Here is a 25,329-nt window from a genome sequence, read left to right as displayed (position 1 = left end):
TCAAGGAGACAACCCCATGCAACGCAGAACCCTCTTGTCCGCCCTGGCCGCCGCAGGCGCCACCACCGCCGCGCCCTGGGCCGCCGCCCAGTCCGCCTGGCCCGACCAGCCCCTGCGCTGGGTGGTGCCGTACCCCGCTGGTGGCGGCACCGACGTGCTGGCCCGCACCGTGGCCGAGGCCATGCGCCAGACGCTGGGCCAGCAAATCATTGTGGACAACCGCCCAGGCGCCTCCACCAACATTGGCGGCCAGGCCGTGGCCACGGCCAAGCCCGACGGCAACACCTTCATGTCGGCCGACAACGCCATCCTGGCTTACAACGAACACCTGTTCACCAAGCTGCCGTTCAGCCCAGACAAGGACTTCACCTACGTGGGCGGCATCAGCCGCTTCCCGCTGGCGCTGGTGGTGCACCCGTCGTTCGAAGCCAAGACGGTGAAGGAATTTCTGGACTACGCGCGCGCCAACCCTGGCAAGCTGAACTACGCATCCCCCGGCAACGGCTCGCCGCACCACCTGGCGATGGAGATGTTCAAGAACCGCACCAAGACCTTCCTCACCCACATCCCCTACCGCGGCGCCGCGCCGGCGCTGCAGGACGTGATGGGCGGCCAGGTGCCGTGCATGTTCCTGGACCTGGCTGCCGGCCTGCCCGTGATCACCTCGGGCAAGGTGCGCGCGCTGGCCATCGGCTCGGCCAAGCGCGTGGCAGCCTTGCCCGACGTGCCCACGCTGGCCGAAGCCGGTGTGCCCAACACCGAAGTTTTCGCGTTCCAGGGCATCCTGGCGCCCGCTGGCCTGCCAGCGGCCATCACCACGCGCCTGAACGCCGAGCTGAACAAGGCCCTCATCAACCCCGCTGTCGTCAAGCGCATGACCGACTTCGGTATGGAAGCCCTGCCCGGCACGCCCGAGCAGTTCCGTACCATGGCTCGCGCCGAGTCCAAGCGCTGGGGCGAGATCATCAAGGCGGCAGGCGTGAAACTCGACTGACCCCCTGAGCGGCTGCGCCGCTTCCCCCCAGGGGGACGCACCCGGTAGCCTGGCAAAGCCAGTCCCACGGGTGCACTCGCTTGGCGACGTGCCCTCTGCGGGGGCTGCGGTGTTTCTTACTCCGGCAGGTGGCACACCGCTTCGATGTTGTTGCCTTCCGGGTCGATGACAAACGCGCCGTAGTAGTTCTCGTGGTAGTCGGGCCGAAGGCCCGGGGCTCCGTTGTCTTTGCCCCCGGCTTCCATGGCGGCGCGGTAGAAGGCATCGACCTGGGCCCGCGTGGTGGCGCGCCACGCCAGGTGGCAACCCGTGGTGGCGGGCGGGCCGCCGTAGGGCGAGGGGCCATCGATGAACCACACATCGGCCTTTTTGCCGTCGGGTTCGGCCGGGTCCGGGTAGGCAAAGCCCAGCATGTTCGAGCCGTAGTTGCCTTCAAAACACAGGCTGTAGCCCAAAGGCGCGAGGGCGGCGGTGTAGAACGCCTTGGCGCGGGTGATGTCGGTGACGCGGAAGGTCATGTGGTCCAGCATGGGAGGGGCTCCTGGGGTTGTTGTGTGCGGTTTTATACCTGAAATACTGATTTTAAACACAGTATTTTCACCCGGATACAGAACCCCACCGCGCCTCAGACGCCGTCCCGCCGCTGCCTCGGACTCAGCGGACCGGCGCTCTTCAGTCCCACCCCTCCAGCACCAGCTTGCCCCGCGCCTTGCCGCTCTCGATCAGCGCATGCGCGCGCTTCAAATTCTCGGCATTGATGGTGCCAAAGCGTTGGTCCAGCGTGGTGCGAATCAGCCCCGCATCCACCAGCTGCGCCACCTCGGTCAGCAGCCGATGCTGGCCGATCATGTCGGCGGTGCCGAACAGCGCGCGGGTGAACATCAGCTCCCAGTGCACCGACACCGACTTGCGCTTGAATTTCGTCACGTCGAGCGACACCGGGTCGTCGATCAGGGCGAACTGGCCTTGGGGCGCAATGGCCTCCACGATCTGGTCGAAGTGCGCGTCGGTCTGTGTGAGGCTCACGATGATGTCCACCGTGGGGTGGCCGATGCGCGCCAGCTCCTGTGTCAGGGGCTTGCTGTGGTCGACGACGTGGTGGGCGCCCAGCTCGCGCACCCACTGCTGCGTTTCGGGGCGCGATGCGGTGCCGATGATCGTGAGGCTGGTCAGCCGCGCCGCCAATTGCATGAGGATGGAGCCCACGCCGCCGCCCGCCCCGATGATGAGCAGGGTCTTGTTAGTAGGCTGCTTGCCGGGCGCCACGCGCAGGCGGTCAAACAGCAGCTCCCACGCGGTGATGGTGGTCAGCGGCAGCGCGGCGGCCTCGGCAAAGTCCAGCGACTTCGGCGCGTGGCCCACGATGCGCTCGTCCACCAGGTGCAGTTCGCTGTTGGTGCCGGGGCGGGCGATGGAACCTGCGTACCAGACGCGGTCGCCGGGCTGGAACAGCGTCACCTCGGGCCCCACGGCGCGCACGATGCCGCTGGCGTCCCAGCCCAGCACCTTGTAGTCGGGGCCGTCGCCGCTGCGCGAGCTGCTTTTGCGCACTTTGGTGTCCACAGGGTTCACAGAGACGGCATGCACTTCCACCAGCAGGTCGCGGCCGGTGGCCACGGGGTCGGGTTGGGTGATGTCGAGCAGCGATTCGGGGTGCTCGATGGGGTGGGCGGTTTGGTAGCCAACGGCTTTCATGGAGAGATCCTGGGGTCAAGCAAAGGGTGCCTGGATCATGGGTTTTGCCGGTTTGTTTTTAAATGGGCTGATGATTGAATCCATCTTCAATCATTGTTTGAAAATACACCCCTGCGCACCCAAGGCACCCCATGAAAAGCCTGCAAGACCTCGACATCTTTGTGCGCACCGTGGACAGCGGCAGCCTCTCGGCCACGGCCCGCGCGCTGGACCTCACCCCCGCCGCCGCGAGTGCCGCGCTCAAGCGGCTGGAGTCCGAGCTGGGCGTGGCGCTGTTCGTGCGCTCCACGCGCAGCCTGCGGCTCACGCAGGATGGCGCACTGTTTCTGGAGCATTGCCGCCCCGCGCTGGCTGCGCTGCAGCAGGTGCAAGGCCAGCTGGCGGGCGGGCGCGCCGGAGGCTTTCGCGGCACGCTGCAGCTTGCCGCGCCGTCGGACCTGGGGCGCAATGTGCTGCTGCCCTGGCTCGATGCCTTCCAGGCCGAGCACCCGGGCATCGACATCCGCCTGCAGCTGGCCGACCGCGTGGCCAATGTCTACAGCGAGCCGGTGGACGCTGCCTTTCGCTACGGCAAGCCGCAGGATTCGAGCCTGGTGGCACTGCCGCTGGCCGCCGATCACCGGCGCGTGCTCTGTGCATCGCCTGATTACCTGGCAGCGCATGGCACACCAGACACACCCCATGCGCTGGCCGCGCACGAGGGTCTGTGCTTCATGCTGGGCGAGGACGTGCACGACCGCTGGCGCTTCTGGGATGTCGCAGGCCAGGAGGTGGTGGTGCGCGCGCGCAGCCGCAACGTGGCCAACGATGGCGATGTGGTGCGCCGCTGGGCCGTACTGGGCCGGGGCATTGCGTACAAGTCGTACTTTGATGTGGCTGATGATCTGGCCGCCGGGCGGCTGGTGCCGCTGTGCCCCGGCTGGACCACAGAGGCCGTGCCGCTCTTCCTGGTCGCACCCAGCCGCCGCCAGTTCACACCGCTGGTGCATGCGCTGCGCGACTTCATGGCCGGGCGGCTGCAGGCGCTGATGGAGCTGGCGCCGCGATGAGGGTGTCGGCACCTGGTGCAGGGGCTGCCGCACGACGCTCTGCTGGCAGAAGGGCTATCGCACACGCGACCAGCGCCCGGCACCCGTGCGCCGCACAATCGCGCCCTCGCTGCCAGCACCGAACGCGGCACCCCTTGCGCAGCCAGATGCCCAGTGCTGTGGCAACGCATTTGACGTAGAAAGACGATCATGCTGAATTTCGACTTCCACAACCCCACCCACATCGCCTTCGGCCAGGGCCGCATTGCCGACCTGGCCAAACTCGTGCCCGCCGCCGCCAAGGTGCTGATCCTGGTGGGCGGTGCCAGCGCCGAAAAGACCGGCACGCTGGCCGAGGTGCGCGCTGCGCTGGGCGAGCGCCCGCACGCTACCTTCAGCGGCATCGAGCCTAATCCCAGCTACGAAACGTCGATGAAAGCGGTCGCGCAGATCCGCGAAGGCGGGTTTGACTTTTTGCTCGCCGTGGGCGGCGGCTCGGTCATCGACGCCACCAAGTTCATCGCCGCCGCCGTGCCTTTTGAGGGCGAACCTTGGAGCATCCTGGAGAAGTTCGGCCGCAACGTGAAAGCCGCGCTGCCGTTCGGCGCCGTGCTCACGCTGCCCGCCACGGGCTCGGAGATGAACAATGGCGGCGTCATCACCCACCGAGCCAAAGGCGCCAAGCTGTCGTTCGGCAGCCGCCATACCTACCCCGTGTTCTCGGTGCTCGACCCCACCAAGACCTACACCCTGCCACCCCAGCAGCTGGCCAACGGCGTGGTGGATGCGTTCGTGCACACGGTGGAGCAGTACCTCACCTACCCCGTCAACGCACCCGTGCAGGACCGCTTTGCCGAAGGCATTCTGCAGACGCTGATCGAGGTGGGCCCGCGCCTGCTGACGGCACCCGAGCCCGTGTACGACGACCGCGCCAACCTCATGTGGGCCGCCACCATGGCGCTCAACGGCCTGATCGGCGCAGGCGTGCCACAGGACTGGGCCACGCACATGATCGGCCACGAGCTGACGGCCCTGCACGGCATTGACCATGCGCGCACCTTGGCCATCGTGCTGCCCGCGCTGCTCAACGAGCGCCGCGTGGCCAAGCGTGCCAAGCTGCTGCAATACGGCGAGCGCGTGTGGGGCATCACCACCGGCACGGACGACGAGCGCATCACCGCCGCCATCGATCGCACGCGCGATTTCTTTGAAAGCATGGGCATCGCCACGCGCCTGACGGGCTACGGACTCGGGCCCGACACGGTAGACGCCGCCGTGGCGCAGCTCGAGGCGCATGGCATGGTCGCCCTGGGCGAGCAGCGCGAGATCACGCCCGCCGTGAGCCGCCGCATCCTCGAAGCCGCGCTGTAAACGGCCACCCAGGTCACCCCGGCCGCCCGGGGCGCATGGCTCAAAAAATAACCTGCCGCCAGGGTTTGGTTTGCGCCGGTGGGTGAGACCTGGTGGGTTAGAGTCCGCCCTGATCTTGCGGGAGAGAGGGGCGCGCGCCGCCCCCGCCGAAGGCGCAAACTCCCATCATCGCTCAGGCACCCGGACCGCAAGAGACCATCGCCGACTGGAGAGAGGCCACCGCACCGCGCCATGCGGGCGGGGTCCACCGAAGGGGCTGGCTGCCACCGCAGCTGAAACTCTCAGGTACCAAGGACAGGGGGAGAGGCGCTGCAGACCCGCTTTTGTGCGGGCACTGCCCAGCCACCGTTTCCTTCGATGTCCTCCTCACCCTCTGCAGTCGCGCCCGTCGCGCCAACTTCCCCAAAGCGCGCGGCGCTGAAATTTTTCTGCGGCTTTCTCCTGGGCCTCGTCCTGGCCGGCAGCGCCGGTGGGGCCTATGTGCTGCACCTGCTGTGGCAGCAGCTGCCCATCGTGGAACACCTGGCCGACTACGACCCCCAACTGCCCTTGCGCATTTATGCCGCCGACGGCAGCTTGCTGGCCGAGTTTGGCGAGGAGCGCCGAGAATTTGTGCCCATCGGCCAGATACCGCTGCACATGCGCCAGGCGCTGCTGGCGATTGAGGATGCGCGGTTCTACGAACATGGCGCGGTGGACTTCACCGGGCTGGCGCGCGCCGCGCTGCGCAATGTGGTGACGGGCGAGCACGCTCAGGGGGCCAGCACCATCACCATGCAAGTTGCGCGGGTGTTCTTCCTGAGCCGTGTCAAAACCTACAGCCGCAAGCTCATGGAGATCCTGCTGGCCTACAAGCTGGAGGCTACGTACAGCAAGGACAAGATCCTGGAGCTGTACATGAACCAGATCTACCTGGGCGAGCGGGCCTACGGGTTTGCGGCCGCAGCGTCGGTGTACTTCGACAAGACGCTGGACGAGCTGACGGTGGCCGAGGCCGCGATGCTGGCAGGCCTGCCCAAGGCGCCATCCGCGTACAACCCGGTGGCCAACCGCGAACGCGCCACCGTGCGCCAGCAGTACATCCTGCAGCGCATGCACGCGCTGGGCTACCTGGACACCGCCGCTTACGACGCGGCCAGTGCCGAGGTGCCCGCGCTGCGCACGCAGCCGCGCTCCATCGACCCGGCCGCAGCCTTTGCTGTGGAGCAAGCGCGCAAGATGGTGGTGGGCCGGTTTGGCGAAGCGGCGTATTCGCTGGGCCTGGACGTGGTCACTACCCTGCGCCTCGCAGAGCAGCAGGCTGCCACGCGCGCGTTGCGCGACGGCCTGCTGCGCGCGCAGGAGTCGCAGGGCTATGCGGGCCCCGAAGCCCGGCTGCCGCACGCCGAGACTGCCCGCACCGGCCACCCCGAGGCTCTGCGTGCGGCGCTGGCGCCGTACCGGGACAGTGGTGAACTGCGCGTGGCCCTGGTGCGCGAGGCGTCGCAGGCGGGCGGCATTGCCGCACTGCTGCGCGATGGCACGCGCGTGCAGATTCCGCGCAACCGGTTGAGCGCCAGCGCCCGCGCTGCCTTGGCGCCCGATGCTCCCCCGCAGCGGTGCATCGCGCCCGGCGCAGTGATCCGCGTGGTGGCCGACGCGCGCCGGCAGTGGAGCTTGGCGCAACTGCCCGCGATGGAGGGAGCGCTTGTCTCCATGGACACGGAAACCGGGGAGATCCTGGCACTTACCGGCGGCTTCGATCACGCGCTGAACCAGTTCGACCACGCGGTGCAGGCCCAGCGCCAGCCCGGCTCCACCTTCAAGCCATTCATCTTCTCCGCCGCGCTGGAAAAAGGCTATGCACCCGGTACGCTGGTTGATGACTCGCAGCGCGTGGTCACCCCCGCCGCACGGGGCCGCGCCGCCTGGCGCCCGCGCAACTACGGCGGCAACTACGAAGGCTTCATTTCCGCGCGGCGTGGCCTGGTGCGCTCCAAGAACATGGTGGCCGTCAACCTGATGGAGGCGGCGGGCGCGCAGCATGTGCAGCAGTTCGCCACCCGCTTTGGTTTTGACCCCGCGCTCAACCCGCCCCGGCTGCCGTTGGCGCTGGGGGCGGGTGCCGTCACGCCGCTGCAGCTCACACAAGCCTACGCCGTGTTTGCAAATGGCGGCGCGCTGGTGCAGCCCCGGTTGATTCGCAAGGTGAGCGAGCGCGGCGGCGAGGTGCTGTACGAAGCTGAGGGCCCATCGCCCCGGGCCACTGCGGTGTCCGAGCGCAATGCCTTTGTGCTCGACAGCATGCTGCGCGACGTTGTCGAGCACGGCACCGGCAGGCGCGCCAAGACGCTGGGCCGGCCCGATGTGGCGGGCAAGACCGGCACCTCCAACGACGCGCGCGACGTGTGGTTTGCGGGCTACTCGTCGGGCGTGGCATCTGTCGTGTGGATCGGATACGACCAGCCGCGCAGCCTGGGCCGGCACACCGGCGGCACCCTGGCGTTGCCGGTATGGACCGACTACATGGCCGTGGCCGTGCAGGGGCGCAAGCCGGTTGTGCGCACCATGCCAATCGACCTGATGCGCTTTGGCGACGACTATCTGTACCCAGAGTACGTTTTTGGTACTTGCGTGGATGACCGTACTGCCTTTGTGCATAGCCCGTTCGAATGCGGCGCGGACGGGCGTCGCGACTTGGCCGGGGCGCTGGAGAGGTTTGAATGAAATTGGGGCTTAGCGCTTGATGGATAAGCGCTGGCAGCTATCAAAAATGGAGTAATTCTGCATCGCTGCACCGCGTTGGTTCCAAGGTGCGATAGCGGCGCAGTGGCTGAGCTTTACCCTCTCCAACCTGTGGCGCTCCTTCTGGCGCGGCACCCGCGTTGGACTGCGAAGGGCGCACGACGCTTGGCAGTGCCACGCTGTAAGCCAATGCCGCAAACCTGCCGGCATCAGGGGACAAGCGGCCTTGTGGCTGGTACGGTGGAAGTTTGGTTTTTTCAAGTCAACCCCACAACGAAAGCGACCTCCATGGCACACATCCTCATGGTTCTGACGTCCCACGACCAGCTGGGCGACACCGGCAAGAAGACCGGCTTCTGGTTGGAAGAGTTTGCTGCACCGTACTACGTGTTCAAAGATGCCGGCATGCAGATCACGCTCGCATCGCCCCGCGGCGGCCAGCCCCCGCTGGACCCCAAGAGCGACGACAAAGACGCTCAGACCGATGCGACGCGCCGCTTCAAGGCCGATGCCGAGGCGCAAAAGCAGCTGGCCAGCACCGTGCCGCTGTCCAGCGTGAAGGCCGAGGACTTTGATGCCGTGTTCTACCCCGGCGGCCACGGCCCTCTGTGGGACCTGGCGGAAGACGCGCAGTCCATCGCGCTCATCGAAAAGACCTTTGCTGCCGGCAAGCCGCTGGCACTGGTCTGCCATGCGCCCGGCGTGCTGCGCCATGCCAAGGCGCCCGATGGCGCCCCGCTGGTCAAGGGCAAGCAAGTGACGGGGTTCACCAACAGCGAAGAAGAGGCCGTGCAGCTCACCAAAATCGTCCCTTTTCTTGTGGAAGACATGCTCAAGGCCAACGGCGGAAACTACTCCCATGGCGCCGACTGGGCTCCCCATGTGTTGACCGATGGCACGCTGATCACGGGGCAGAACCCGGCATCGTCAGAGCCGGGCGCCAAGGCGTTGCTCCGTCAACTGGGCAAGTGATCAATGCGAATAAAAAAAGGGGCTTCGGCTCCTTTGGCCATTGCGCAGTGCGGTGGCGCAATTACCCAGAAAATTTCAAGCAGAATTCGCCTCTAGCGCTTGATGGAAAATCGCTAGCAGCTATCAATTTTGAATATTGAATGCTGTCTCAAGAGACCGTTGCCGCTGCCTTGTCGAAGTCCGCGCGCGAAATCTGGGGGGCCCGCCGTCGCCGTAAAGCGGCTGTCAGGCAGAGGCCGGCGCCCGTGCTGCCGCTGCGCAGGCCTCCACTTCCACCAGACAGTCGTAGAACGTGGGCGCACGCCCCAGGTCGGTCAGCGCCTGGCTGGTCACCTCGTTCACGTTGGTGCCATTGAGCCCCAGCTTGCGCCACCAGATGCCCAGGCCGTTGACCACGCCGGGCCGGGCGCGGCGCGAGACGGTGGCGTGGCACAGGTAGCTGCCCCGGTCGTTGAACACACGCACCACGGCGTCGTTGGCAATGCCGCGTGCTTCGGCATCGTCGGGGTGGAGCTCCAGGATTGGGCGGCCTTCGATGTTCCGCAGGCTCTGCACGTTCACGAAGGTGGAGTTCAAAAAGTTGCGCGCGGGCGGGGAGATCATGGCCAGCGGGTAGCGGGCATCCGTGCCCTGTAGCTCGTAGTTGGGCAGGTGGTCGGGCAGGCCGTCCAGCCCCTGCGCGGCCAGACGGGCGCTATAGAACTCGCATTTGCCGCTGGGGCTGGGGAAGTTGCCCTCGGCGAACGGCGCATCGGGAATAGTCAGCGTGGCAAAGCCCTGGGTTTCGAGCAGCGCGTAGTCCACCGCGTCGCCAAAGGCCTGGCGACACAGGGCCTCGTCGCTGTCGGCAAAGCAGGGCTCGTTGAAGCCCATGCGCGCGGCCAGGTCGCGGAAGATCTGTGCGTTGCTGCGCGCCTCGCCCAGCGGCGCGATGGCGGGGCGGTTGAGCAGCACGTCGGTGTGGCCGTAACTCAGGTGGATGTCCCAGGCTTCGAGCTGCGTGGTGGCGGGCAAGATGTAGTCGGCGTAGTCGGCCGTGTCGGTTTTGAAGTGCTCCAGCACCACGGTGAACAAGTCATCGCGCGCAAAGCCCTGCACGACCTTGCCCGAATCCGGCGCAACAGCCACGGGGTTGCTGTTGTAGACCACGATGGCCTCCACCTTCGGGCCGAAGGCGGGCGAGGTCTCGCGCAGCAGGTCGTTGCCGATGGTGGACATGTTGATGGTGCGCGGTGTCTTGCCACCGGGCAGCAGGTCCGGCCGCTGCAGCACGCCGCGCTGTGCCGGAAACTGCCCCGAGCTGGACAGCAGCACGCCGCCCGCGCGGTGGCGCCACGCGCCCGTGAGCGCGGGCAGGCAGGCCACGGCGCGCACCGCATTGCCGCCGCCACGCACGCGCTGCATGCCGTAGTTCAGGCGGATGGCGGCGGGCTTCGTCGTGCCGTAGTCCTTGGCCAGCTGGCGGATCTGCTCCACCGGAATGCCGCACACCTCGGCCGCGCGCTCGGGCGGCCATTGCAGGGCGCGCTCGCGCAACTGGTCCCAGCCCAGCGTGTGGCGGGCGATGTAGTCGTGGTCCAGCCAGTCGTTCGCGATCAGCTCGTGCATCAGCGCCAGTGCCAGCGCCGCGTCGGTGCCGGGGCGCAGGGCAATGTGCTCGTGGCATTTGTCGGCCGTCTCGCTTTTGCGGGGGTCGATGCACACCAGCTTGGCGCCATTGCGCTTGGCCTGCTGGGCATAGCGCCAGAAGTGCAGGTTGCTGCCGATGGAGTTGCTGCCCCAGATGATGATGAGCTGCGACTCGGCAAAAAACTCCACCTTCATGCCCACCTTGCCGCCCAGGGTCTGCACCAGGGCCTCGGCCCCGGCCGATGCGCAGATGGTGCGGTCCAGCTGCGATGCGCCGAGCTTGTGGAAGAAGCGGCGGTCCATGCTCTCGCCCTGCACCATGCCCATGGTGCCGGCGTAGCTGTAGGGCAGGATGGCTTCGGGGTTGCGGGCGGCGATGGCCTTCAGCCGCTGGGCGATGTCGGCCAGGGCCTCGTCCCAGCTCACCGGGGTGAACTGCCCGCTGCCCTTGGCACCCGTGCGTTTGAGCGGTGTGAGGATGCGCTCGGGGTGGTAGGTGCGTTCGGTGTATTTGCTCACCTTGGCGCACAGCACGCCGTCGGTGTGGGGGTGTGCGGGGTTGCCTTGCACGCGGGTGGCGATGCCGTTTTCCACGGTGGTCAGCAGCGCGCAGGTGTCCGGGCAGTCGTGGGGGCACGCGCCCCGTACGGAGGAGGAATCTGCCGATGGGCGGGTGGGCGAAATGGGCATGGCTATTGCTGTGGGGTAACGGTCAGTACACTTAGGGTTATTGCCAAGGCGCACCACCGCTGCGGTTACAGAGCGCCGTGAGCAGGCGGAAATCATGGTTGCGGGCGTCGGCATTGGCGCTGTCCGTGTTCCGGCCCCCAAGGGGCCATGCCTTGCAGTGGCAACCGTTTTACTTTCAGATAGACAGGATTTCACCATGAACCACAAGGGCTTGGGACGCAGGCAGTTTTCCGTTGGCCTGGGTGCCGCCGCGCTCGGGGGCTTTCACCTGGCACACGCCCAGAGCGAAGGCCGCATCGTGCTCGGCCAGTCTGCCGCCTTCACGGGCCCCGCAGCCCAGCTGGGCGTGCAGTTCAACCTGGGTGCCAAGCTGTATTTTGACCAGCTCAACGCGCAGGGCGGCGTGGGCAAGCGCACGATCGAGATCCGCACCATGGACGATGGCTACGAGCCCGACCGCTGCGCCGAAAACACCCGCAAGCTCATTGCCGAAGATGTGTTTGCCCTGTTTGGCTATATCGGCACGCCCACCAGCCTTGCAGCCCTGCCGATCTTCACCAAGGAGCGGGTGCCGTTTTTTGGCCCCTTCACGGGTGCCGAGGCGCTGCGCCAGCCGTTCAACCGGCTGATCTTTCATGTGCGCGCCTCGTACTACGACGAAACCGCGCTCATCGTCCGCCAGCTGACCAATCTGGGCCTGCAGAAGATCGCGGTGTTCCACCAGAACGACGCCTACGGCAAGGCGGGGCTCGACGGCGTGACCCGCGCGCTGGCGGAACTCAAGCTCGCGCCGGTGGCCACGGCCACGGTGGAGCGCAATTCAACCGACGTGAAGATGGCGGTGGAAAAGCTGGTGGCTGCCAAGCCCGATGCCGTGGTGCAGATCTCGGCCTATTCCGCTGCGGCTGCGTTTGTGCGTGCCGCGCGCAAGGCGGGCTATGGCGGTACGTTCTACAACGTATCGTTTGTGGGCACGCAGGCGCTGGCCGACGAGCTGGGCAAGGACGGTGCGGGTGTGGTGGTGTCGCAGGTGGTGCCCTCGCCCTACCAGCCCTCGCGCCAGATCACGCGCGAGTTTCTGGAGGCCATCAAGAAGGGCGGCGACAAGGTGCAGGCCAATTACTCCAGCATGGAAGGCTTCCTTGCCGCCCGCATCTTTGCCGAAGGCCTGCGGCAGTCGCAAAACGGCGGCAAGCTCACGCGCGAAGGTTTGATCACCGGCATCGAGTCGCTGGGCAGCCAGGTGATCTCGGGCTTTCCGGTAACGTTCAGCTCGACCAGCCACGCAGCGTCCAGGTTTGTCGAGATGTCGATGCTGACCGGCGACGGCCGCGTCAGGACCTGACGGACGCCGGGGCGCCCGTCCCGGACATCAGCCCAGGGTGCGCGTGCGCGCCAGGCCCTGCATGAAGGCCTCGCAGCGCGCGAGCTGCTCCAAGGTCACGTATTCATCCGGCTGGTGGGCCTGCTGGATGCTGCCGGGGCCGCACACCACGGTGGAGATGCCCGCGTTCTTGAACAGGCCCGCCTCGGTGCCAAAGGCCACCAGCGTGGTGCCTTTCTCGCCCGACAGCTCCTGCGCCAGGCGCGTCACCGGGTCGTCCTTGCTGACCAGAAAACTCGGGATCTCGCAGATGGTCTCGAATTCAAAGCCCGCTGCGGGCGCCACCTTCTTCATCGCAGGCTCCAGCGACTTGGCGTAGGCCACCACCTCGGACTGCATCTGCGCCGCATTGGCCGTGGGCAGGTCGCGGAACTCGTAGCGGAACTCGGCGTCGCGCGGCACCACGTTGTCGGCAATGCCGCCGTGGAACTGGCCCACGCTGCTGGTCGAAAAGGGCACGTCAAAGCCCTCGAAGCGGGGCTCGTTCTTTTCAAAGTCTTCCGCCATGTCGCGCACCCGGCCCACCACGCGGGCGGCCATCTCGATGGCGTTGACCGAATGCGGCGTGAGGGACGAATGCGCCTCCTTGCCGCGCACGCAGCACTTGTAGCGGTACACGCCCTTGTGCGCGATCGCGGGGACCATGCTGGTGGGCTCGCCCACGATGCAGGCCAGGGGCTTGATGTTCGCGTCGCGCATGTCGGCGATGAGTTCCTTCACGCCAAAGCAGCCGATCTCTTCCTCGTAGCTGAACGCGTAGTGAAGGGCGAACGGCGCATCGCTGTTCAGGAACTGCTCGGCCTGCGACACGGCAACGCCAATGAACGCCTTCATGTCGGCGCTGCCCCGCCCGTACAGGCTGGGGCCTTCGGGGCCGTCCTTGACCAGCGCGCTCAGCGGGTCCATGGTCCAGTCCTGCCCGTCCCACGGCACGGTGTCGGTGTGGCCTGAAAGGATGATGCCTGCGGGCTTGCCCTCGCCCAGCGTGGCGAACAGGTTGGCCTTGGTCTTGTCCTCGTTGAAGGTCAGGCGGCTTTTTACGCCCAGCCTGGCCAGGTGGTCGCGGATGAAGTGGATCAGCTCCAGGTTGGAGTTGTGGCTGACGGTGTTCATGCGCACCAGGGTTTGCGCAAGCTCAAGGGCGTGGGGGGAAATCATGGTGAGGACTGGTAATTAACCCGGGTTGGCACGTGTGTTGCTCTCGGGCTAGACTGTGAGATCGTAAGGACACATATCATGAACGTTATCGACTCCATCGTCACGCAGGCGGCCAGTATTGCCGCCGTGCGCCGGGACATTCACGCCCACCCCGAGCTGTGCTTTGAGGAGGTGCGCACCGCCGACGTGGTGGCGCAAAAGCTCACCGAGTGGGGCATTCCCATCCACCGGGGCCTGGGCAAGACGGGCGTGGTGGGCATCGTCAAGGGGCGCGATGGGGGCGCCAACGGCCGCGCCATCGGTCTGCGCGCCGACATGGACGCGCTGCCCATGCAGGAGTTCAACACCTTTGCTCACGCCAGCAAGCACGCCGGCAAGATGCACGCCTGCGGCCACGACGGCCACGTGGCCATGCTGCTGGCCGCCGCGCAGCACTTTGCCAAGCACCGCAACTTTGACGGCACCGTGTACCTGATCTTTCAGCCGGCCGAAGAAGGCGGCGGCGGTGCCCGCGTGATGATCGAGGACGGCCTGTTCGAGCAGTTCCCCATGGAAGCGGTGTACGGCATGCACAACTGGCCCGGCATGCCCGTGGGCACCTTTGCCGTGAGCCCCGGCCCGGTGATGGCATCGACCAGCGAATTCAAGATCACCCTGCGCGGCAAGGGCGGCCATGCGGCCCTGCCGCACACAGGCATCGATCCGGTGCCGATTGCCTGCGGCATGGTGCAGACCTTCCAGACCATCATCAGCCGCAACAAGAAGCCGGTGGACGCGGGCGTGATCTCGGTGACGATGATCCACGCGGGCGAAGCCACCAATGTGGTGCCCGACAGTGTGGAGCTGCAGGGCACGGTGCGCACCTTCACCGTGGAAGTGCTGGACCTGATCGAAAAGCGCATGCGCCAGATTGCCGAGCACACCTGCGCGGCGCACGATGCAACCTGCGAGTTCGAGTTTGTGCGCAACTACCCGCCCACCATCAACTCCCCCGCCGAAGCCGAGTTTGCCCGCAAGGTGATGGCCACCATCGTGGGCGAAGAGCATGTGCTGCCCCAGGAGCCCACCATGGGCGCCGAAGACTTTGCCTACATGCTGCAGGCCAAGCCCGGCGCTTACTGCTTCATCGCCAATGGCGACGGACAGCACCGCGAGATGGGTCATGGCGGCGGCCCCTGCATGCTGCACAACCCCAGCTACGACTTCAACGACGACCTGATCCCGCTGGGCGCCACCTACTGGGTCAAGCTGGCCGAAGAGTGGCTGGCGCAGCCGGCCAAAGCGGCCTGACGCCCCGTCCCTCCTCGATACCCGGGCGCACGCAGCGCGCGTGCCCGGGTTTTCTTTTGCATTGTTTCCCCACTGACTCGTGAAAGCCCTGTCCATGACCGGAATCGTTGAAGCCTTCTCGCAGAGCTACGCCCAGGCGCGCACAAAGTTTCTGGAGGCCGCCGCAGCCGCTGGCCTGCCCATCGAATCGCACCCCCACCCGCTCAAGGGACGCGACGGCGAAGACCTGGCCATGGACGTGGTGCGCGACGGCCCGGCGGATGCCAAGAAGCTGCTCATCGTCAGCAGTGCCTGCCATGGCGTGGAAGGCTATTGCGGCAGCGGCGTGCAGGTGTTTGCACTGCACGATGCCGAGTGGCGCGCCAAGGCGCGCGATGCCGGTGTGGCCACGCTCTACATCCACGCGCTCAACCCCTATGGCTTCTCGCACGTGCGCCGCTTCACGCACGAGAACGTGGACCTGAACCGCAACTTCCAGGACTTCAGTAAACCCCTGCCCGTGAACGCCGCCTATCGCGAGGTGCAGCCCCTGCTGTTGCCCGAGCAGTGGCCCCCCGGCCCCGAGAACCAGGCGGCGGTGGCGGAGTACATCGCAACCAAGGGCGAGGCCGCGTGGCAGGCCGCTATCTCGCAGGGCCAGCACGAGTTTCCGCAGGGCGTGTTCTTTGGCGGCACCGAACCCACCTGGAGCAACCGCACGCTGCGCCAGGTGCTGCGCCAGCACGGCGCGGCCGCGTCGCAGATCGCCTGGATCGACCTGCACACGGGCCTGGGCCCCAGCGGCCATGGCGAGCGCATCTACGCGGGCAACGACGACGCCGTGGCCGTGGCCCGCGCGCGCGCCTGGTGGGACGGCGGCGGCGCCACGCCGGTCACGTCGATCTACGACGGCTCATCCACCTCGGCTTTTCTCACCGGGCTGATGTGGACCGCCATCTACGACGAATGCCCCCATGCTGAATACACCGGCATTGCGATGGAGTACGGCACCGTGCCCGTGCTCGACGTGATGAACGCCATCCGCGCGGAGCAGTGGCTGAACCTGCACCCCGACACCCCCGCCGACAAGGCTGCGCAGATCAAGGCGCAGATGCTGGCCGCGTTCTACACCGACACCGACATGTGGAAGGGCCAGATCGTGAGCCAGGCGCGGCAGTCGATGTTCCAGGCGGTAGAAGGTCTGGCCCAATAAAAAATATGAATAGAAAGTGCCTCTAGCGCTTATCCAGAAAGCGCTAGCAGCTATGAATAAGATAGCTGCTAAGGGTTCGGCGCTCTAGGGCTCAACCGACCACGTCAGCGCGGCGGCTACCATCGTTCTCCAAAAAACCAGGAGACACCATGGCCACGGCCTTCCCCGCCTTGTTTGCACCGCCCGTGAACGTACATACCGCGGCATGAGCGGCCCCGCGTTCACAGACGCCTCCGCGCAGACGCCCGAGTTGCACAAGCTGCGGGCGCTCAGCCGCAGCCTGCTCGCGCTGTCTGAGCAGGCCCAGCACACCCCCCGCAGGACCTGCTGCGCCAGGCGTTGCACACGTTGCGCGGCCTGGTGCCGTTCGACTGCGCCTGGTGGGGCGAGGTGTCGGCCGGTGAGTGGGGTGATGGGCGTGACAGGCGCGATAGTCGCGATGGGCGCAAGGCCCCGGGCGACGGCCGCACGCCGCGCGCGCAGGCCGCCCCGCGCAACTGGCTGCACGGCAGCATCGGCCTGGCCCGGGGCTTTGCCGACGAGTGGAACGCCCTGGCCGCAGTGGACGGCTTTGCCCACCATTCCATGCGCCACCTGGGCGAGGTGATCCGCGAGCGCGACGTGGCCGGTGCGCTGCCCGAAGACCCACAGGTGGTGGCCTTTGCCGAGCGTCACGGCCTGTACCACTGCATGGCCCTCACGGCCGAGCTGCCGCACAGTGGCCTGCTGTTTTTTGTGTCGGTCTACCGCCCCCGCACGCGCACCGAATTCACCGATGCCGAAACCGTCCTGTTTGGCGAGTTCGTGCTGCACTTGCTGCAGCACTGGCACCACCGGCTGCAGCGCCTGCATACCGATTCGCCCCGCCGGCCGTGGGACAGCTTTGCACTCGCCCAGCCCACGGGCGAACTGCTGTTCGCGGGCCTGCGCATCGGCCAGGCCCTGCGCGCGGCCTGCCCGGACTGGGTGGGCACCCGCCTGCCCGCAGCCGTGGTGCATGCGCTGCCCGGCGCGCCCTGCAACCTGGTGCTGGGCAAGGCCTGCCGCCTGCGGCTGGAGCCCTGCGGCCCGCTGGTCGCGCTCAGCATCGCCTCGCGCCAGTACAAGCAGGCGCTGGCCCCGCGCGAACTGAGCGTGGCCACGCTCTACGCGCAGGGGCAGTCCAACAAGGACATCGCGGCCACCCTGGGCCTCACGCCCGCCACGGTGCGCACCTACCTGCGCACCGTGTACACCGCGCTGGGCGTGCGCAACAAGCTGGAGCTGGTGGCGGCGCTGCGTAACGCGTAGCGCTGCGGTCGGGCCGCAAGCCCTGGAGTCTGCTCACGATCTTGCAGAGAGATCGTGAACAGGTTCTTTTGTGGCCCGCTTGCCGCGCGGGCTCGGTAGTTTCCCGCTCCCTCTGCATTTGCAGAGGCTGCAGCGGCGTGTTCTTTTTCTATCGTCCGCACCGGAGTCCGAGAGTCTGCGGTGGCGGGGCCGCCGCGATCCCGGCCTCCTGAAAACAACACACCACAGGAGACTTCACGCATGTTCCCGACACCCTCCCGCGCCGTCGTGGCGCACCTTCGCCGCGCCGCACACGCCGAACCCGCCGCAGCCCGGTGGCCCGCCCGTGCCCTGGGCGGTCTGGGCGCCGTAGCCGCCCTGGCGCTCACCGCCTGCGGTGGCGGCAGCGACGCCAATCCGCCGCTGGCCAGCAAGCCGCTGGCCGAAGCCTGCGCCGCCTATGCCTCTACGGCCTTGCCCCACGCCGCCTATGCCTCTACGGCCTTGCCCCACGCCGCCAAGGTCACCCGCACCGAGTTGCGCAAGGCCGAGGGCACGTTGCCCGACGTGTGCATCGTGCGCGGGCAGATCGTCTCGTCCCCCGAGTCCACTATCCACTGGGCCGTGGAACTGCCCACCCTGGCGCAGTGGAACGGCAAGACGCTGACCATTGGCGGCGGCGGCTTCGACGGCTTCATTCCCACCGATGACCCCTGGTACCAGCATCTCGTGGGCCCCTCGGCCAATCCGTACGTGAAGATCAGCTCCGACTCGGGCCACCAGATCCAGGGCTTTGCCTGGGGCAACAGTGATGTGGCGCTGCGCAACCATGCGTTCGATGCCAACCACTTTGTGCTCGAAGTTGGCACCGCCATTGCCACCGAGTTCTATGGCAAGCGCCCCGTGCGGCGCTACCACATGGGCCATTCCAACGGCGGGCGCTCAGGCCTGATCTCCACGCAGAAATACCCCAAGGACTACGACGGCGTGGTGGCCATGGAGCCCGCCATCGCCCAGCAGGCGCACCAGGTCAACCTCGGCCCCACGGTGCTGCGCCACATCTTCAAGAGCCGCGACAACTGGATGAGCCCCGCCAAGATCGCGCTGTATGCCAAGGCCGAGACGGCTGCATGTGATGGCTTGGATGGCCTGAAGGACGACATCATCGGCAACGTCGAAGCGTGCAACTATGTACCCACCGACCTGCTGTGCCAGGGCGCCGACAACGACAGCTGCTTGACCGCCGGGCAGATAGAGTCCATCCGCCTCATCTACAGCGACCAAAGCACGCCCGTCACCCTGTCCCGCGGTGCGGTGGGCTACCCGCGCTTTGGCCGGGGCGGCGCATCCACGTCCGACTGGCAGGCGTACATGTTCGGCACCAGCTTTGATGCGCCCGATTCGTTCAACCACATGGCCGTCACGGCGGCTGCGCGCCTGGTGGAGGGCAACCCCGACGCCAACATCCTGACCCACGACCCGATGCAGTACCAGGCCCAATACCGCCGCCTGGCCGAGATGATTGACGGCACCGACCCCGACATTGGCGCATTTGCCGACAACGGCGGCAAGCTGCTGATCTGGTACGGCGTGGGGGACACCTGCGTGTCGGTGTACCGCACGGCGGAATACCTGGACACGGTGAAGCAGCGCCTGGGCGCCAGCAAGATGCAGAGCTTCGCGCGCATGGTCACATCGCCGTCCAACGGGCATGACCTGGACGGCGCGGGCACCGAGCCCCGCTCCATCGACCTGCTGGCCGCCATGGACGCCTGGGTGGAAAAAGGCACGGCGCCCGACAAGCTGGTGGCCACTAAGTTCGCACCCGGCACCAGCACCCCCGTGGCCCAGCGCCCGGTGTGCGAGTTTCCGAAGTTCCCGCGCTACAACGGCACGGGCGATCCGGCCAAGGCCGAGAGCTTCAGCTGCTCGGCCACCTGAGCGCGGTGCGCCCAGCAAGGGCTCGCCCCCAGGGTGTGTCCTTGCTGCATGCGGTCTGCGGGTTTACAGCCCCAGGTCGCTCAGCCCCGGGTGGTCGTCCGGCCGGCGCCCCAGGGGCCAGAAGAACAACCGGTCTGCAGCCTGGATGGGGCGGTCGTTGATGCTCGCGTGGCGCACGGCCATCAGACCGTCGTCGTTGAACTCCCAGTTCTCGTTGCCGTAGCTGCGGTACCACTGGCCCGCGTCGTCATGCCATTCGTAGGCAAAACGCACGGCAATGCGGTGGCCGCTGAACGCCCACAGCTCCTTGACGAGGCGGTAGTCCAGTTCGCGCGCCCACTTGCGCTCCAGCAGCTGTCGGGCGGCGTCGCGGCCCACGGGGAACTCGGCGCGGTTGCGCCAGCGTGTGTCTTCGGTGTAGGCCAGGGCCACGCGGGCTGGGTCGCGCGAGTTCCAGCCGTCTTCGGCCAGGCGCACCTTCTGGACGGCGGTGTGTTGTGTAAAGGGGGGCAAGGGAGGGCGTGTTTCCATGGGGACCTCGAAGGTGAAGGGATGATGTAGACAAGTCTGTCTACTCGCCATCATGAGGCTATGTAGACAGGTTTGTCTACAATGAGCAAATGACCTTTGATCCACTCCCCCCTGGCTGGCAAGACCTGCCCGCCCGAGACCGCCTGCTGCACACGGCACATGCGCTGTTCTACCGGGATGGAATCCGTGCCACGGGCATCGACCGTGTTATCGCGGAGTCCGGCGTGACGAAGGTGACCTTCTACCGGCATTTCCCGAGCAAGAACGACCTGATCTGTGCGTATCTGGAGTACCGGCACACGGGCTGGATGGCCTGGTTTGCCGACGCGCTGCAGCGCCATGCGCACGCGCTGCCTGCAGGCACCGACCGCACGCGGGCCTTGGCGCCTGCCCTGGCGGAGTGGTTGGGCAGCGAGCACTTTCGGGGCTGCGCCTTCATCAACAGCGTGAGTGAACTGGGAGACACCGTGCCCGAGGTGCTGGAGATCGCACAGCGCCACAAGCGCGACATGACGGCGTTGCTGGCGGGCTTGCTGCCTGCGTCGGCCCACCGTGCGCCGATTGCACAGGCACTCACCCTGGTGGTGGAGGGGGCCATCGTGCGTGTACAGATGGGCGAGCCCGTGGCTGAGGTGGTGGCCGCGGTGTCCCGCCTGACGGATGGGCTGGTGGCAGCGCCTGTGCAACGCAAGCGCTAAGACCTCTACTGGCCTCAGCCTGTGCACTCAGTCCAGCCGCGCGCCTTGCGTGGCGCCGTGGCGGGTGCGCTGGTCGTATTGCTTTTCGCGTGCCACATGGTCCTGCAGCAGCCGGTGGCCCAGGGCATTGGCTTCGCGTTCCAGCGTGGCGCAATCGGACGCTGCAGGCATCTGGCGGATGCCCTGGTCGATAGCCTGCGCGGCATCGCGGCCGATCTGTACATGGCCCTGCTCGTGGACGGACAGGGCCCGCAGGTACCGGTCAAAAGCCGCTTGTTGCTCGGGGCTTGCGGCTTGCAGCTCGGGCAGTTGCACCTCGGTGTGCAGCCGGGTGGTGACCTCCGTGATCGCGCAGCGACCCGAGGCTTCGCGCCACCAGCGGAAGGTCCAGCGCACGTTCCAGCGGGTATAGCCATGAAAGCGCTGCCCGCCCACCGTAATGGGGGTGGCGGCATGCAAGGCCGCGCGCAGGCTCTCACCCGGCTGGGCGCGCACCACGTAGGGCCGCTGGATGTTTTCTTCCTGCACCTCCGCGTGTACGCCGCAGGCGCACAGCAGCAATGCGATTGCACACGCCCGGTGTGCCAAGGCGCGGAGTCGTAGGGGTGCGAAGCCAGTCATTCGCCCCAGGGCAGCATCAGCGTCAGCAGCGACAGCTGGTCAAACTCGGGCGCGAAGGCATCGATGATCTGCTGCGGCTCGGGGCACAAGGTGGTGTCGGTGATCACACCAAACTGCACGCCGCCGCCGTAGCTGAGGATGGACACCCCCAGGCCGATGTCGCCCGACTGCGGTACCCAAAACATGCACTGCGTGACGCGCGACCCGCACAGCGTGAGCTGCTCCTTGGGGCCGGGCACGTTGGTCATCACGGCCGTGGTCTTGCGCCCAAACAGGTTGAGCAGCGCGTCCTGCGCGGGCTTGATCATCAGCCCCGCCACGGCCAGCATGGCAAACGCCAGGATGGGCTGGGTGCTGCCTTTGAGCGCGCTCATGCGCTTGCGCACCTCGTACACCCGCTCGATGGGGTTGGCCACGCCAATCGGAAGCACCAGCGGCACCAAGCCAAAGCGGTTGCCCAGCTTCCACGCTTCTTCCATGGGACGCAGGTTCACCGGGATCATGGCGCGGATCTCCTGGCCCGTGGGGTCGTCGCCCTGGCTGCGCAGGTAGCCGCCGATGGCGCCGGCCACGCACGACAGCAGCACATCGTTTATGGAACAGTTGAGCGCCTTGCCGATGGCCTTGACCTCTTCGAGCGGGATGGGCGGGCACCAGGCCACACGTTTGGCGCTGCCAGGCTGGCCCTTCAGGCGCGTGGGCGAGTCGTCGGGCATGAGTGCCAGCGCGGCAGCGTCACTCATCAACTGGTAGGCCACGCGGGCCATGTCCATGGTGCCGGCCAGGCCGTGGTGCACGGTTTTCTCAGGGTCGCTCAGCATCTTGAACGACTTGGCCGCGCCGTCACCGGCCAGGTCCAGCGCCTTCACGGTCATGTCGGTGAACGGTTTGATAAGGGCGTCCGCAATCCAGTCCTCGGCCGTGGCGGCCTGTTCGCGCTCCTTGCGGGTGCGCTTGGGCGGCTCGGCGCCGCCGTCCACGATGGACATGGTCACCGAGATCAGCGCGATGCCGTCGGCAATGCAGTGGTGGATGCGCACGATGAGCGCGCTGCCCGGCTTGCCGTCGTCGCCCACAAAGTCTTCGATCAGGTGCATCTGCCACAGCGGCCGGCGGGTGTCCAGCGGTTGCATGGCCAGCGCGCCCACGCGGTCCTGCAGCGCGCGCTGCATGCTGTGGCCGGGCTGATACGGCAGTGTTTCGCGCAGCACATGGGCGGCGATGTCGAAGTTCTTGTCCTCCACCCAGGTGGCGCCGGCCGCATCTTCCACCACGCGCTGGCGAAAGCGGGGGTACTGCAGCAGGCGTTGCTGCACGCGTTCGCACAGGGCCTCCCAGCGGATGCCGGGCGCCAGCGTCCATACGCCGTTGATCATCATCAGGTTGCTGGTGGAGTCCATGCGCAGCCAGGCGGTGTCCACCTTGGTCATGCGCTCGCCCGACAGGCCGAGCATGCCGGTGGCTGCACGGCGCACGTTCTTCTGCACCACAGTGGCGGCCTTGCGGGCGGCCGGGGGCAGAGCCTGGGCGGCTTTCCGGGCGACTTCGGGGGCCTGCGCGCGCACCTGGCGCAGTCGGCTGGCGGGGCCCTGGGCGGCAGCGGCGCCAGGGGCGGGTATGCGGGTCACCATCGGATGTACACCTGTTGTGGTTGTTTTGGGGGCTTGCCTCTATGGATGCCACCGCCTCCGGCGGTGTGCAGACCGTAAGATACCGCGCAGCAATCCGTTGCCGACACCGTTCTTTCCCTCCCCCCCTGCAAATCCAAGGAGCACCCGACATGGCCGACCTGAACGCCACTTTCGAAGCCGCTGTGGCCAATTCCAAGAACCTCAGCGAGCGCCCCGACAACGCCACGCTGCTCAAGATCTACGCGCTGTACAAGCAGGCCACTGCCGGTGACAACACCGAGAAGAAGCCCAGCTTCTCCGACATGGTGGGCCGCGCCAAGTGGGACGCGTGGGAGAAGCTCAAGGGCACCAGTGCCGACGACGCCAAGCAGCAGTATGTGGACCTGATCGCCTCGCTGAGCTGATACGGCGGTTCTCTCCAAAGAAAACGGAAAAGGGCGACCTCGGTCGCCCTTTTCTTTGGATGCAGGCAATCAGAGGCTAAGCCTGCGTCCAACCTTTGGGCAACCCCGCTTCCGGCGTCATGCCGTAGATCGGCTCCCCCGGCAGCCCGGCCTGCAGCGGTGCGCGCGCGGCCATCAGGCGCTCCAGGTCCACACCCGTGGCAATGCCCATGGCCTCGAACATGAACACCAGGTCTTCGGTGACCACGTTGCCCGACGCGCCCGGCGCATACGGGCAGCCGCCCAGGCCGCCCAGCGATGCATCAAAGGTGCGCACGCCCACGTCGTAGGCCGCCAGGCAGTTGGCCAGGCCCAGGCCCCGGGTGTTGTGCATGTGGGCCGCGCCGGCCTTGTCGCCCAGCGCGGCACGCAGGCGTGTGAACAACCGGCGCACCTGGGCGGGGTTGGCCATGCCGGTGGTGTCTGAAAGACCCACCTCGTCGGCTCCGGCCTCGGCGCACAGGCCCGCCAGCCAGATCACATCGTCCTCTGGCACGGCACCCTGCAGCGTGCAGCCAAAGGCGGTGGACAGGCCAACCTCCACGAGCATGCCGGGCGCCTGCGCATCGCGCAGCCGGGCCACTGCGCGCACTTCGTCCACCATGGCCTCGCGCGTCTTGCGCACGTTGGCCAGCGAATGCGCTGCACTGGCCGACACGGGCAGCGTGACCTTGTGCACGCCTGCAGCCAGGGCGGCCTCGGCGCCGCGCAGGTTGGGTGCCAGCGCCATCACAGTGATGCTGGGGTGGGTGAGCGCGTGCCGCACCACCTCGGCCACGTCGGCCATTTGCGGCAGCAAGCGGGCGGGCACGAAAGAGCCGACCTCGATCTCGCGCAGCCCGGCGGCCACCAGCGCGTCGATCCAGCGCAGCTTGTCGGCGGTGGGCATGGTGGCCTGGACGGACTGCAGGCCGTCGCGCGGGCCGACCTCGCTGATGAGCACGGCGTCGGGTGTGGCCATGCTCAGTCCTTCCATTCCACCGCCTCGGTCACATCGGCCCGTGCGGTGCGGAACTGGTTGGCCGGATGCTGCGGATCGGCATGGCCGAACGAGATGGCGCACACGATGCTGCGGTCTGCGGCGATGCCCAGCACCTCCCGCAGCACGGTCGGGTAGGCTGCCAGCGCGGCCTGCGCGATGCAGGCAATGCCCAGGCTGTGGGCGGCCAGCATGAAGTTGCTCACGTAGGCGCCGCAGTCCACGGCGCCGTACACGCCCAGAGCCTCGTCGCTGCTGACGATGGCCACGTGCGGCGCGCCGAACATGGTGAAGTTTTGCGCCGCCTGCCGGGCCGACGCGGCACGGTCGCCCCGGGCAATGCCCACGGCGTCGTACAGGCCATAGCCGCATTCGCGCCGCCGCTCCTGGTACACGCCGCGGTATTCGCGGGGCCAGGGCAGGTCGGGTGTGGGTGGGGTGGAGGGCACGGCTGCGGCCAGCGCGTCGCGCAGGCGTGCCAGTGTGGCGCCGCTCGCGATGGTGAGCTGCCAGGGCTGCGCGTTGCACCACGACGCAGTGCGCTGCGCCGTGGCGAGCACTTGCTCGATGGTGGCGCGCTGCACTGGTGTGGGCAGAAAGGCGCGGCAGCTGTAGCGGCTGTGCAGCAGGCCGCTCAGGGTGTCGAAGGCGGTCATGCCGTTGCGCGGGCGGTCAGGCCTTCTTGGCCTTGACTGCAGGCTTGGCGGCGGAGGCCTTGGCCGGTTTTTTGTCGGCGGCATGTGCCGGTGCTGGTGCTGGCGTTTTGGCCGCCTTGGCCTTCTTGGCAGCCGGCTTGGGTGCGCTGAGCAGGGCGTCTAGCTGCTCGCCGATCTCGGCCTCGATGCGGTCCTTGAACGCGCCGAACAGAAAACCCAGCTGGGCTTTCATCTCGAACTGGCGGGCATCCACTAGCAGGGTGCCCTTGACGCCGGACCGCGTGAAATACAGCGTGTCCTCGGTGTCGCCTTCTTCGTAGGTGCACTCCATGTCGAACTTGGCCTCGGCCTGCTCGGCCCACGAGAAGGCGATCTTGCGGGCCTGCGCAAAACCCAGGTCGTGTTCGCGGTGGATGTGGATGTCGGGCATGGG

22 protein-coding genes and 1 riboswitch are annotated in these 25,329 nt (G+C 67.0%); of the genes, 12 read left to right on the top strand and 10 right to left on the bottom strand.

Annotation, left to right across the window (positions count from 1 at the left end; genetic code table 11):
- Positions 1–16 precede the first annotated feature (16 nt).
- Positions 17–994: a Bug family tripartite tricarboxylate transporter substrate binding protein gene (locus ACK4HJ_RS13640; protein WP_409832410.1), complete on the top strand. Its 978-nt coding sequence runs from the start codon at positions 17–19 to the stop codon at positions 992–994.
- A 116-nt stretch (positions 995–1,110) separates the two neighbouring features.
- Here the strand turns inward: ACK4HJ_RS13640 and ACK4HJ_RS13635 are convergent, their stop codons facing one another.
- On the bottom strand, positions 1,111–1,524 hold the full coding sequence (locus ACK4HJ_RS13635; protein WP_409832407.1) for a VOC family protein: 414 nt from the start codon (positions 1,522–1,524) through the stop codon (positions 1,111–1,113).
- A 142-nt stretch (positions 1,525–1,666) separates the two neighbouring features.
- Positions 1,667–2,689, bottom strand: coding sequence for a zinc-binding alcohol dehydrogenase family protein (locus tag ACK4HJ_RS13630; protein WP_409832404.1), 1,023 nt, complete (start codon positions 2,687–2,689; stop codon positions 1,667–1,669).
- 131 nt (positions 2,690–2,820) lie between these two features.
- Between ACK4HJ_RS13630 and ACK4HJ_RS13625 the strand changes: the two genes are divergently transcribed.
- The 4 genes from ACK4HJ_RS13625 (at position 2,821) to ACK4HJ_RS13610 (ending at position 8,784) form a co-directional block, all read left to right on the top strand.
- The gene (locus ACK4HJ_RS13625; RefSeq protein WP_409832401.1) at positions 2,821–3,738 is read left to right on the top strand and encodes a LysR family transcriptional regulator; all 918 of its coding nucleotides are present in this window, start codon (positions 2,821–2,823) and stop codon (positions 3,736–3,738) included.
- Between the two features lie 189 nt (positions 3,739–3,927).
- The gene (locus ACK4HJ_RS13620; RefSeq protein ID WP_409832398.1) at positions 3,928–5,088 is read left to right on the top strand and encodes an iron-containing alcohol dehydrogenase; all 1,161 of its coding nucleotides are present in this window, start codon (positions 3,928–3,930) and stop codon (positions 5,086–5,088) included.
- A gap of 108 nt (positions 5,089–5,196) precedes the next feature.
- Positions 5,197–5,286, top strand: a riboswitch (glycine riboswitch).
- A gap of 159 nt (positions 5,287–5,445) precedes the next feature.
- The gene (locus tag ACK4HJ_RS13615; protein WP_409832395.1) at positions 5,446–7,794 is read left to right on the top strand and encodes a penicillin-binding protein 1A; all 2,349 of its coding nucleotides are present in this window, start codon (positions 5,446–5,448) and stop codon (positions 7,792–7,794) included.
- Between the two features lie 306 nt (positions 7,795–8,100).
- The gene (locus ACK4HJ_RS13610; protein ID WP_409832394.1) at positions 8,101–8,784 is read left to right on the top strand and encodes a type 1 glutamine amidotransferase domain-containing protein; all 684 of its coding nucleotides are present in this window, start codon (positions 8,101–8,103) and stop codon (positions 8,782–8,784) included.
- A gap of 225 nt (positions 8,785–9,009) precedes the next feature.
- Here the strand turns inward: ACK4HJ_RS13610 and ACK4HJ_RS13605 are convergent, their stop codons facing one another.
- Positions 9,010–11,103 carry a molybdopterin-dependent oxidoreductase gene (locus ACK4HJ_RS13605; RefSeq protein WP_409832392.1) on the bottom strand — a complete coding sequence of 698 codons (2,094 nt, stop codon included), beginning with the start codon at positions 11,101–11,103 and terminating at the stop codon, positions 9,010–9,012.
- 196 nt (positions 11,104–11,299) lie between these two features.
- Here ACK4HJ_RS13605 and ACK4HJ_RS13600 point away from each other — a divergent pair, with 196 nt between their 5' ends.
- Positions 11,300–12,448, top strand: a complete 1,149-nt coding sequence (locus ACK4HJ_RS13600; protein WP_409832390.1) for an ABC transporter substrate-binding protein — start codon at positions 11,300–11,302, stop codon at positions 12,446–12,448.
- Between the two features lie 27 nt (positions 12,449–12,475).
- Here the strand turns inward: ACK4HJ_RS13600 and argE are convergent, their stop codons facing one another.
- Positions 12,476–13,645, bottom strand: coding sequence for an acetylornithine deacetylase (argE, locus tag ACK4HJ_RS13595; protein WP_409832387.1), 1,170 nt, complete (start codon positions 13,643–13,645; stop codon positions 12,476–12,478).
- 78 nt (positions 13,646–13,723) lie between these two features.
- Between argE and ACK4HJ_RS13590 the strand changes: the two genes are divergently transcribed.
- The 4 genes from ACK4HJ_RS13590 (at position 13,724) to ACK4HJ_RS13575 (ending at position 19,337) form a co-directional block, all read left to right on the top strand.
- The gene (locus ACK4HJ_RS13590; protein WP_409832385.1) at positions 13,724–14,935 is read left to right on the top strand and encodes a M20 aminoacylase family protein; all 1,212 of its coding nucleotides are present in this window, start codon (positions 13,724–13,726) and stop codon (positions 14,933–14,935) included.
- A 94-nt stretch (positions 14,936–15,029) separates the two neighbouring features.
- Positions 15,030–16,127, top strand: coding sequence for a M14 family metallopeptidase (locus tag ACK4HJ_RS13585; protein WP_409832382.1), 1,098 nt, complete (start codon positions 15,030–15,032; stop codon positions 16,125–16,127).
- Positions 16,128–16,466: 339 nt separating this feature from the next.
- On the top strand, positions 16,467–17,417 hold the full coding sequence (locus tag ACK4HJ_RS13580) for a helix-turn-helix transcriptional regulator (RefSeq protein WP_409832381.1): 951 nt from the start codon (positions 16,467–16,469) through the stop codon (positions 17,415–17,417).
- A 240-nt stretch (positions 17,418–17,657) separates the two neighbouring features.
- Entirely contained in the window at positions 17,658–19,337 is a 1,680-nt protein-coding gene (locus ACK4HJ_RS13575; RefSeq protein ID WP_409832377.1) for a tannase/feruloyl esterase family alpha/beta hydrolase, read from the top strand.
- A gap of 63 nt (positions 19,338–19,400) precedes the next feature.
- Here ACK4HJ_RS13575 and ACK4HJ_RS13570 read toward each other — a convergent pair whose 3' ends face one another.
- Positions 19,401–19,868: a DUF1348 family protein gene (locus ACK4HJ_RS13570; protein WP_409832375.1), complete on the bottom strand. Its 468-nt coding sequence runs from the start codon at positions 19,866–19,868 to the stop codon at positions 19,401–19,403.
- Between the two features lie 89 nt (positions 19,869–19,957).
- On the opposite strand from ACK4HJ_RS13570, the gene ACK4HJ_RS13565 reads away from it, so the two are divergent.
- Complete coding sequence (locus ACK4HJ_RS13565; protein WP_409832374.1) at positions 19,958–20,566, top strand: TetR/AcrR family transcriptional regulator; 609 nt, start codon at positions 19,958–19,960, stop codon at positions 20,564–20,566.
- 27 nt (positions 20,567–20,593) lie between these two features.
- Here ACK4HJ_RS13565 and ACK4HJ_RS13560 read toward each other — a convergent pair whose 3' ends face one another.
- Both ACK4HJ_RS13560 and ACK4HJ_RS13555 read right to left on the bottom strand, forming a co-directional pair.
- A complete protein-coding gene (locus ACK4HJ_RS13560) occupies positions 20,594–21,154 on the bottom strand; it encodes a DUF922 domain-containing Zn-dependent protease (RefSeq protein ID WP_409832371.1) in 561 nt (186 codons plus the stop codon).
- Between the two features lie 29 nt (positions 21,155–21,183).
- Positions 21,184–22,818: a wax ester/triacylglycerol synthase family O-acyltransferase gene (locus tag ACK4HJ_RS13555; RefSeq protein ID WP_409832368.1), complete on the bottom strand. Its 1,635-nt coding sequence runs from the start codon at positions 22,816–22,818 to the stop codon at positions 21,184–21,186.
- Positions 22,819–22,967: 149 nt separating this feature from the next.
- Between ACK4HJ_RS13555 and ACK4HJ_RS13550 the strand changes: the two genes are divergently transcribed.
- Complete coding sequence (locus ACK4HJ_RS13550) at positions 22,968–23,222, top strand: acyl-CoA-binding protein (protein WP_409832365.1); 255 nt, start codon at positions 22,968–22,970, stop codon at positions 23,220–23,222.
- Between the two features lie 76 nt (positions 23,223–23,298).
- Here ACK4HJ_RS13550 and ACK4HJ_RS13545 read toward each other — a convergent pair whose 3' ends face one another.
- The 3 genes from ACK4HJ_RS13545 to ACK4HJ_RS13535 are packed head-to-tail and all read right to left on the bottom strand — an operon-like array spanning position 23,299 to position 25,326.
- Positions 23,299–24,222 carry a hydroxymethylglutaryl-CoA lyase gene (locus ACK4HJ_RS13545; protein WP_409832362.1) on the bottom strand — a complete coding sequence of 308 codons (924 nt, stop codon included), beginning with the start codon at positions 24,220–24,222 and terminating at the stop codon, positions 23,299–23,301.
- A 2-nt stretch (positions 24,223–24,224) separates the two neighbouring features.
- A complete protein-coding gene (locus tag ACK4HJ_RS13540; RefSeq protein WP_409832359.1) occupies positions 24,225–24,896 on the bottom strand; it encodes a nitroreductase in 672 nt (223 codons plus the stop codon).
- 16 nt (positions 24,897–24,912) lie between these two features.
- Complete coding sequence (locus tag ACK4HJ_RS13535; RefSeq protein WP_409832357.1) at positions 24,913–25,326, bottom strand: polyhydroxyalkanoic acid system family protein; 414 nt, start codon at positions 25,324–25,326, stop codon at positions 24,913–24,915.
- Positions 25,327–25,329: the final 3 nt, after the last annotated feature.

Origin of the sequence: Acidovorax sp. (assembly GCF_046294525.1) — a bacterium.
In the GTDB taxonomy this organism is placed as follows: domain Bacteria; phylum Pseudomonadota; class Gammaproteobacteria; order Burkholderiales; family Burkholderiaceae_C; genus Acidovorax.
Note: the sequence above shows the minus strand (reverse complement) of the source record. Positions and strands in the feature narration are given on the sequence as shown.

Excerpts from the sequence above, each read along its gene's own strand:
- ACK4HJ_RS13550 (WP_409832365.1), top strand. The coding sequence starts at position 22,968 with ATGGCCGACCTGAACGCCACTTTCGAAGCCGCTGTGGCCAATTCCAAG.
- ACK4HJ_RS13545 (WP_409832362.1), bottom strand. The coding sequence starts at position 24,222 with ATGGCCACACCCGACGCCGTGCTCATCAGCGAGGTCGGCCCGCGCGAC.
- ACK4HJ_RS13565 (WP_409832374.1), top strand. The coding sequence starts at position 19,958 with ATGACCTTTGATCCACTCCCCCCTGGCTGGCAAGACCTGCCCGCCCGA.
- ACK4HJ_RS13555 (WP_409832368.1), bottom strand. The coding sequence starts at position 22,818 with ATGGTGACCCGCATACCCGCCCCTGGCGCCGCTGCCGCCCAGGGCCCC.
- ACK4HJ_RS13600 (WP_409832390.1), top strand. The coding sequence starts at position 11,300 with ATGAACCACAAGGGCTTGGGACGCAGGCAGTTTTCCGTTGGCCTGGGT.
- ACK4HJ_RS13575 (WP_409832377.1), top strand. The coding sequence starts at position 17,658 with ATGTTCCCGACACCCTCCCGCGCCGTCGTGGCGCACCTTCGCCGCGCC.
- ACK4HJ_RS13610 (WP_409832394.1), top strand. The coding sequence starts at position 8,101 with ATGGCACACATCCTCATGGTTCTGACGTCCCACGACCAGCTGGGCGAC.
- ACK4HJ_RS13620 (WP_409832398.1), top strand. The coding sequence starts at position 3,928 with ATGCTGAATTTCGACTTCCACAACCCCACCCACATCGCCTTCGGCCAG.
- ACK4HJ_RS13585 (WP_409832382.1), top strand. The coding sequence starts at position 15,030 with ATGACCGGAATCGTTGAAGCCTTCTCGCAGAGCTACGCCCAGGCGCGC.
- ACK4HJ_RS13615 (WP_409832395.1), top strand. The coding sequence starts at position 5,446 with ATGTCCTCCTCACCCTCTGCAGTCGCGCCCGTCGCGCCAACTTCCCCA.
- ACK4HJ_RS13635 (WP_409832407.1), bottom strand. The coding sequence starts at position 1,524 with ATGCTGGACCACATGACCTTCCGCGTCACCGACATCACCCGCGCCAAG.
- ACK4HJ_RS13640 (WP_409832410.1), top strand. The coding sequence starts at position 17 with ATGCAACGCAGAACCCTCTTGTCCGCCCTGGCCGCCGCAGGCGCCACC.
- ACK4HJ_RS13605 (WP_409832392.1), bottom strand. The coding sequence starts at position 11,103 with ATGCCCATTTCGCCCACCCGCCCATCGGCAGATTCCTCCTCCGTACGG.
- ACK4HJ_RS13625 (WP_409832401.1), top strand. The coding sequence starts at position 2,821 with ATGAAAAGCCTGCAAGACCTCGACATCTTTGTGCGCACCGTGGACAGC.
- ACK4HJ_RS13590 (WP_409832385.1), top strand. The coding sequence starts at position 13,724 with ATGAACGTTATCGACTCCATCGTCACGCAGGCGGCCAGTATTGCCGCC.
- ACK4HJ_RS13535 (WP_409832357.1), bottom strand. The coding sequence starts at position 25,326 with ATGCCCGACATCCACATCCACCGCGAACACGACCTGGGTTTTGCGCAG.
- ACK4HJ_RS13540 (WP_409832359.1), bottom strand. The coding sequence starts at position 24,896 with ATGACCGCCTTCGACACCCTGAGCGGCCTGCTGCACAGCCGCTACAGC.
- argE (WP_409832387.1), bottom strand. The coding sequence starts at position 13,645 with ATGATTTCCCCCCACGCCCTTGAGCTTGCGCAAACCCTGGTGCGCATG.
- ACK4HJ_RS13630 (WP_409832404.1), bottom strand. The coding sequence starts at position 2,689 with ATGAAAGCCGTTGGCTACCAAACCGCCCACCCCATCGAGCACCCCGAA.
- ACK4HJ_RS13570 (WP_409832375.1), bottom strand. The coding sequence starts at position 19,868 with ATGGAAACACGCCCTCCCTTGCCCCCCTTTACACAACACACCGCCGTC.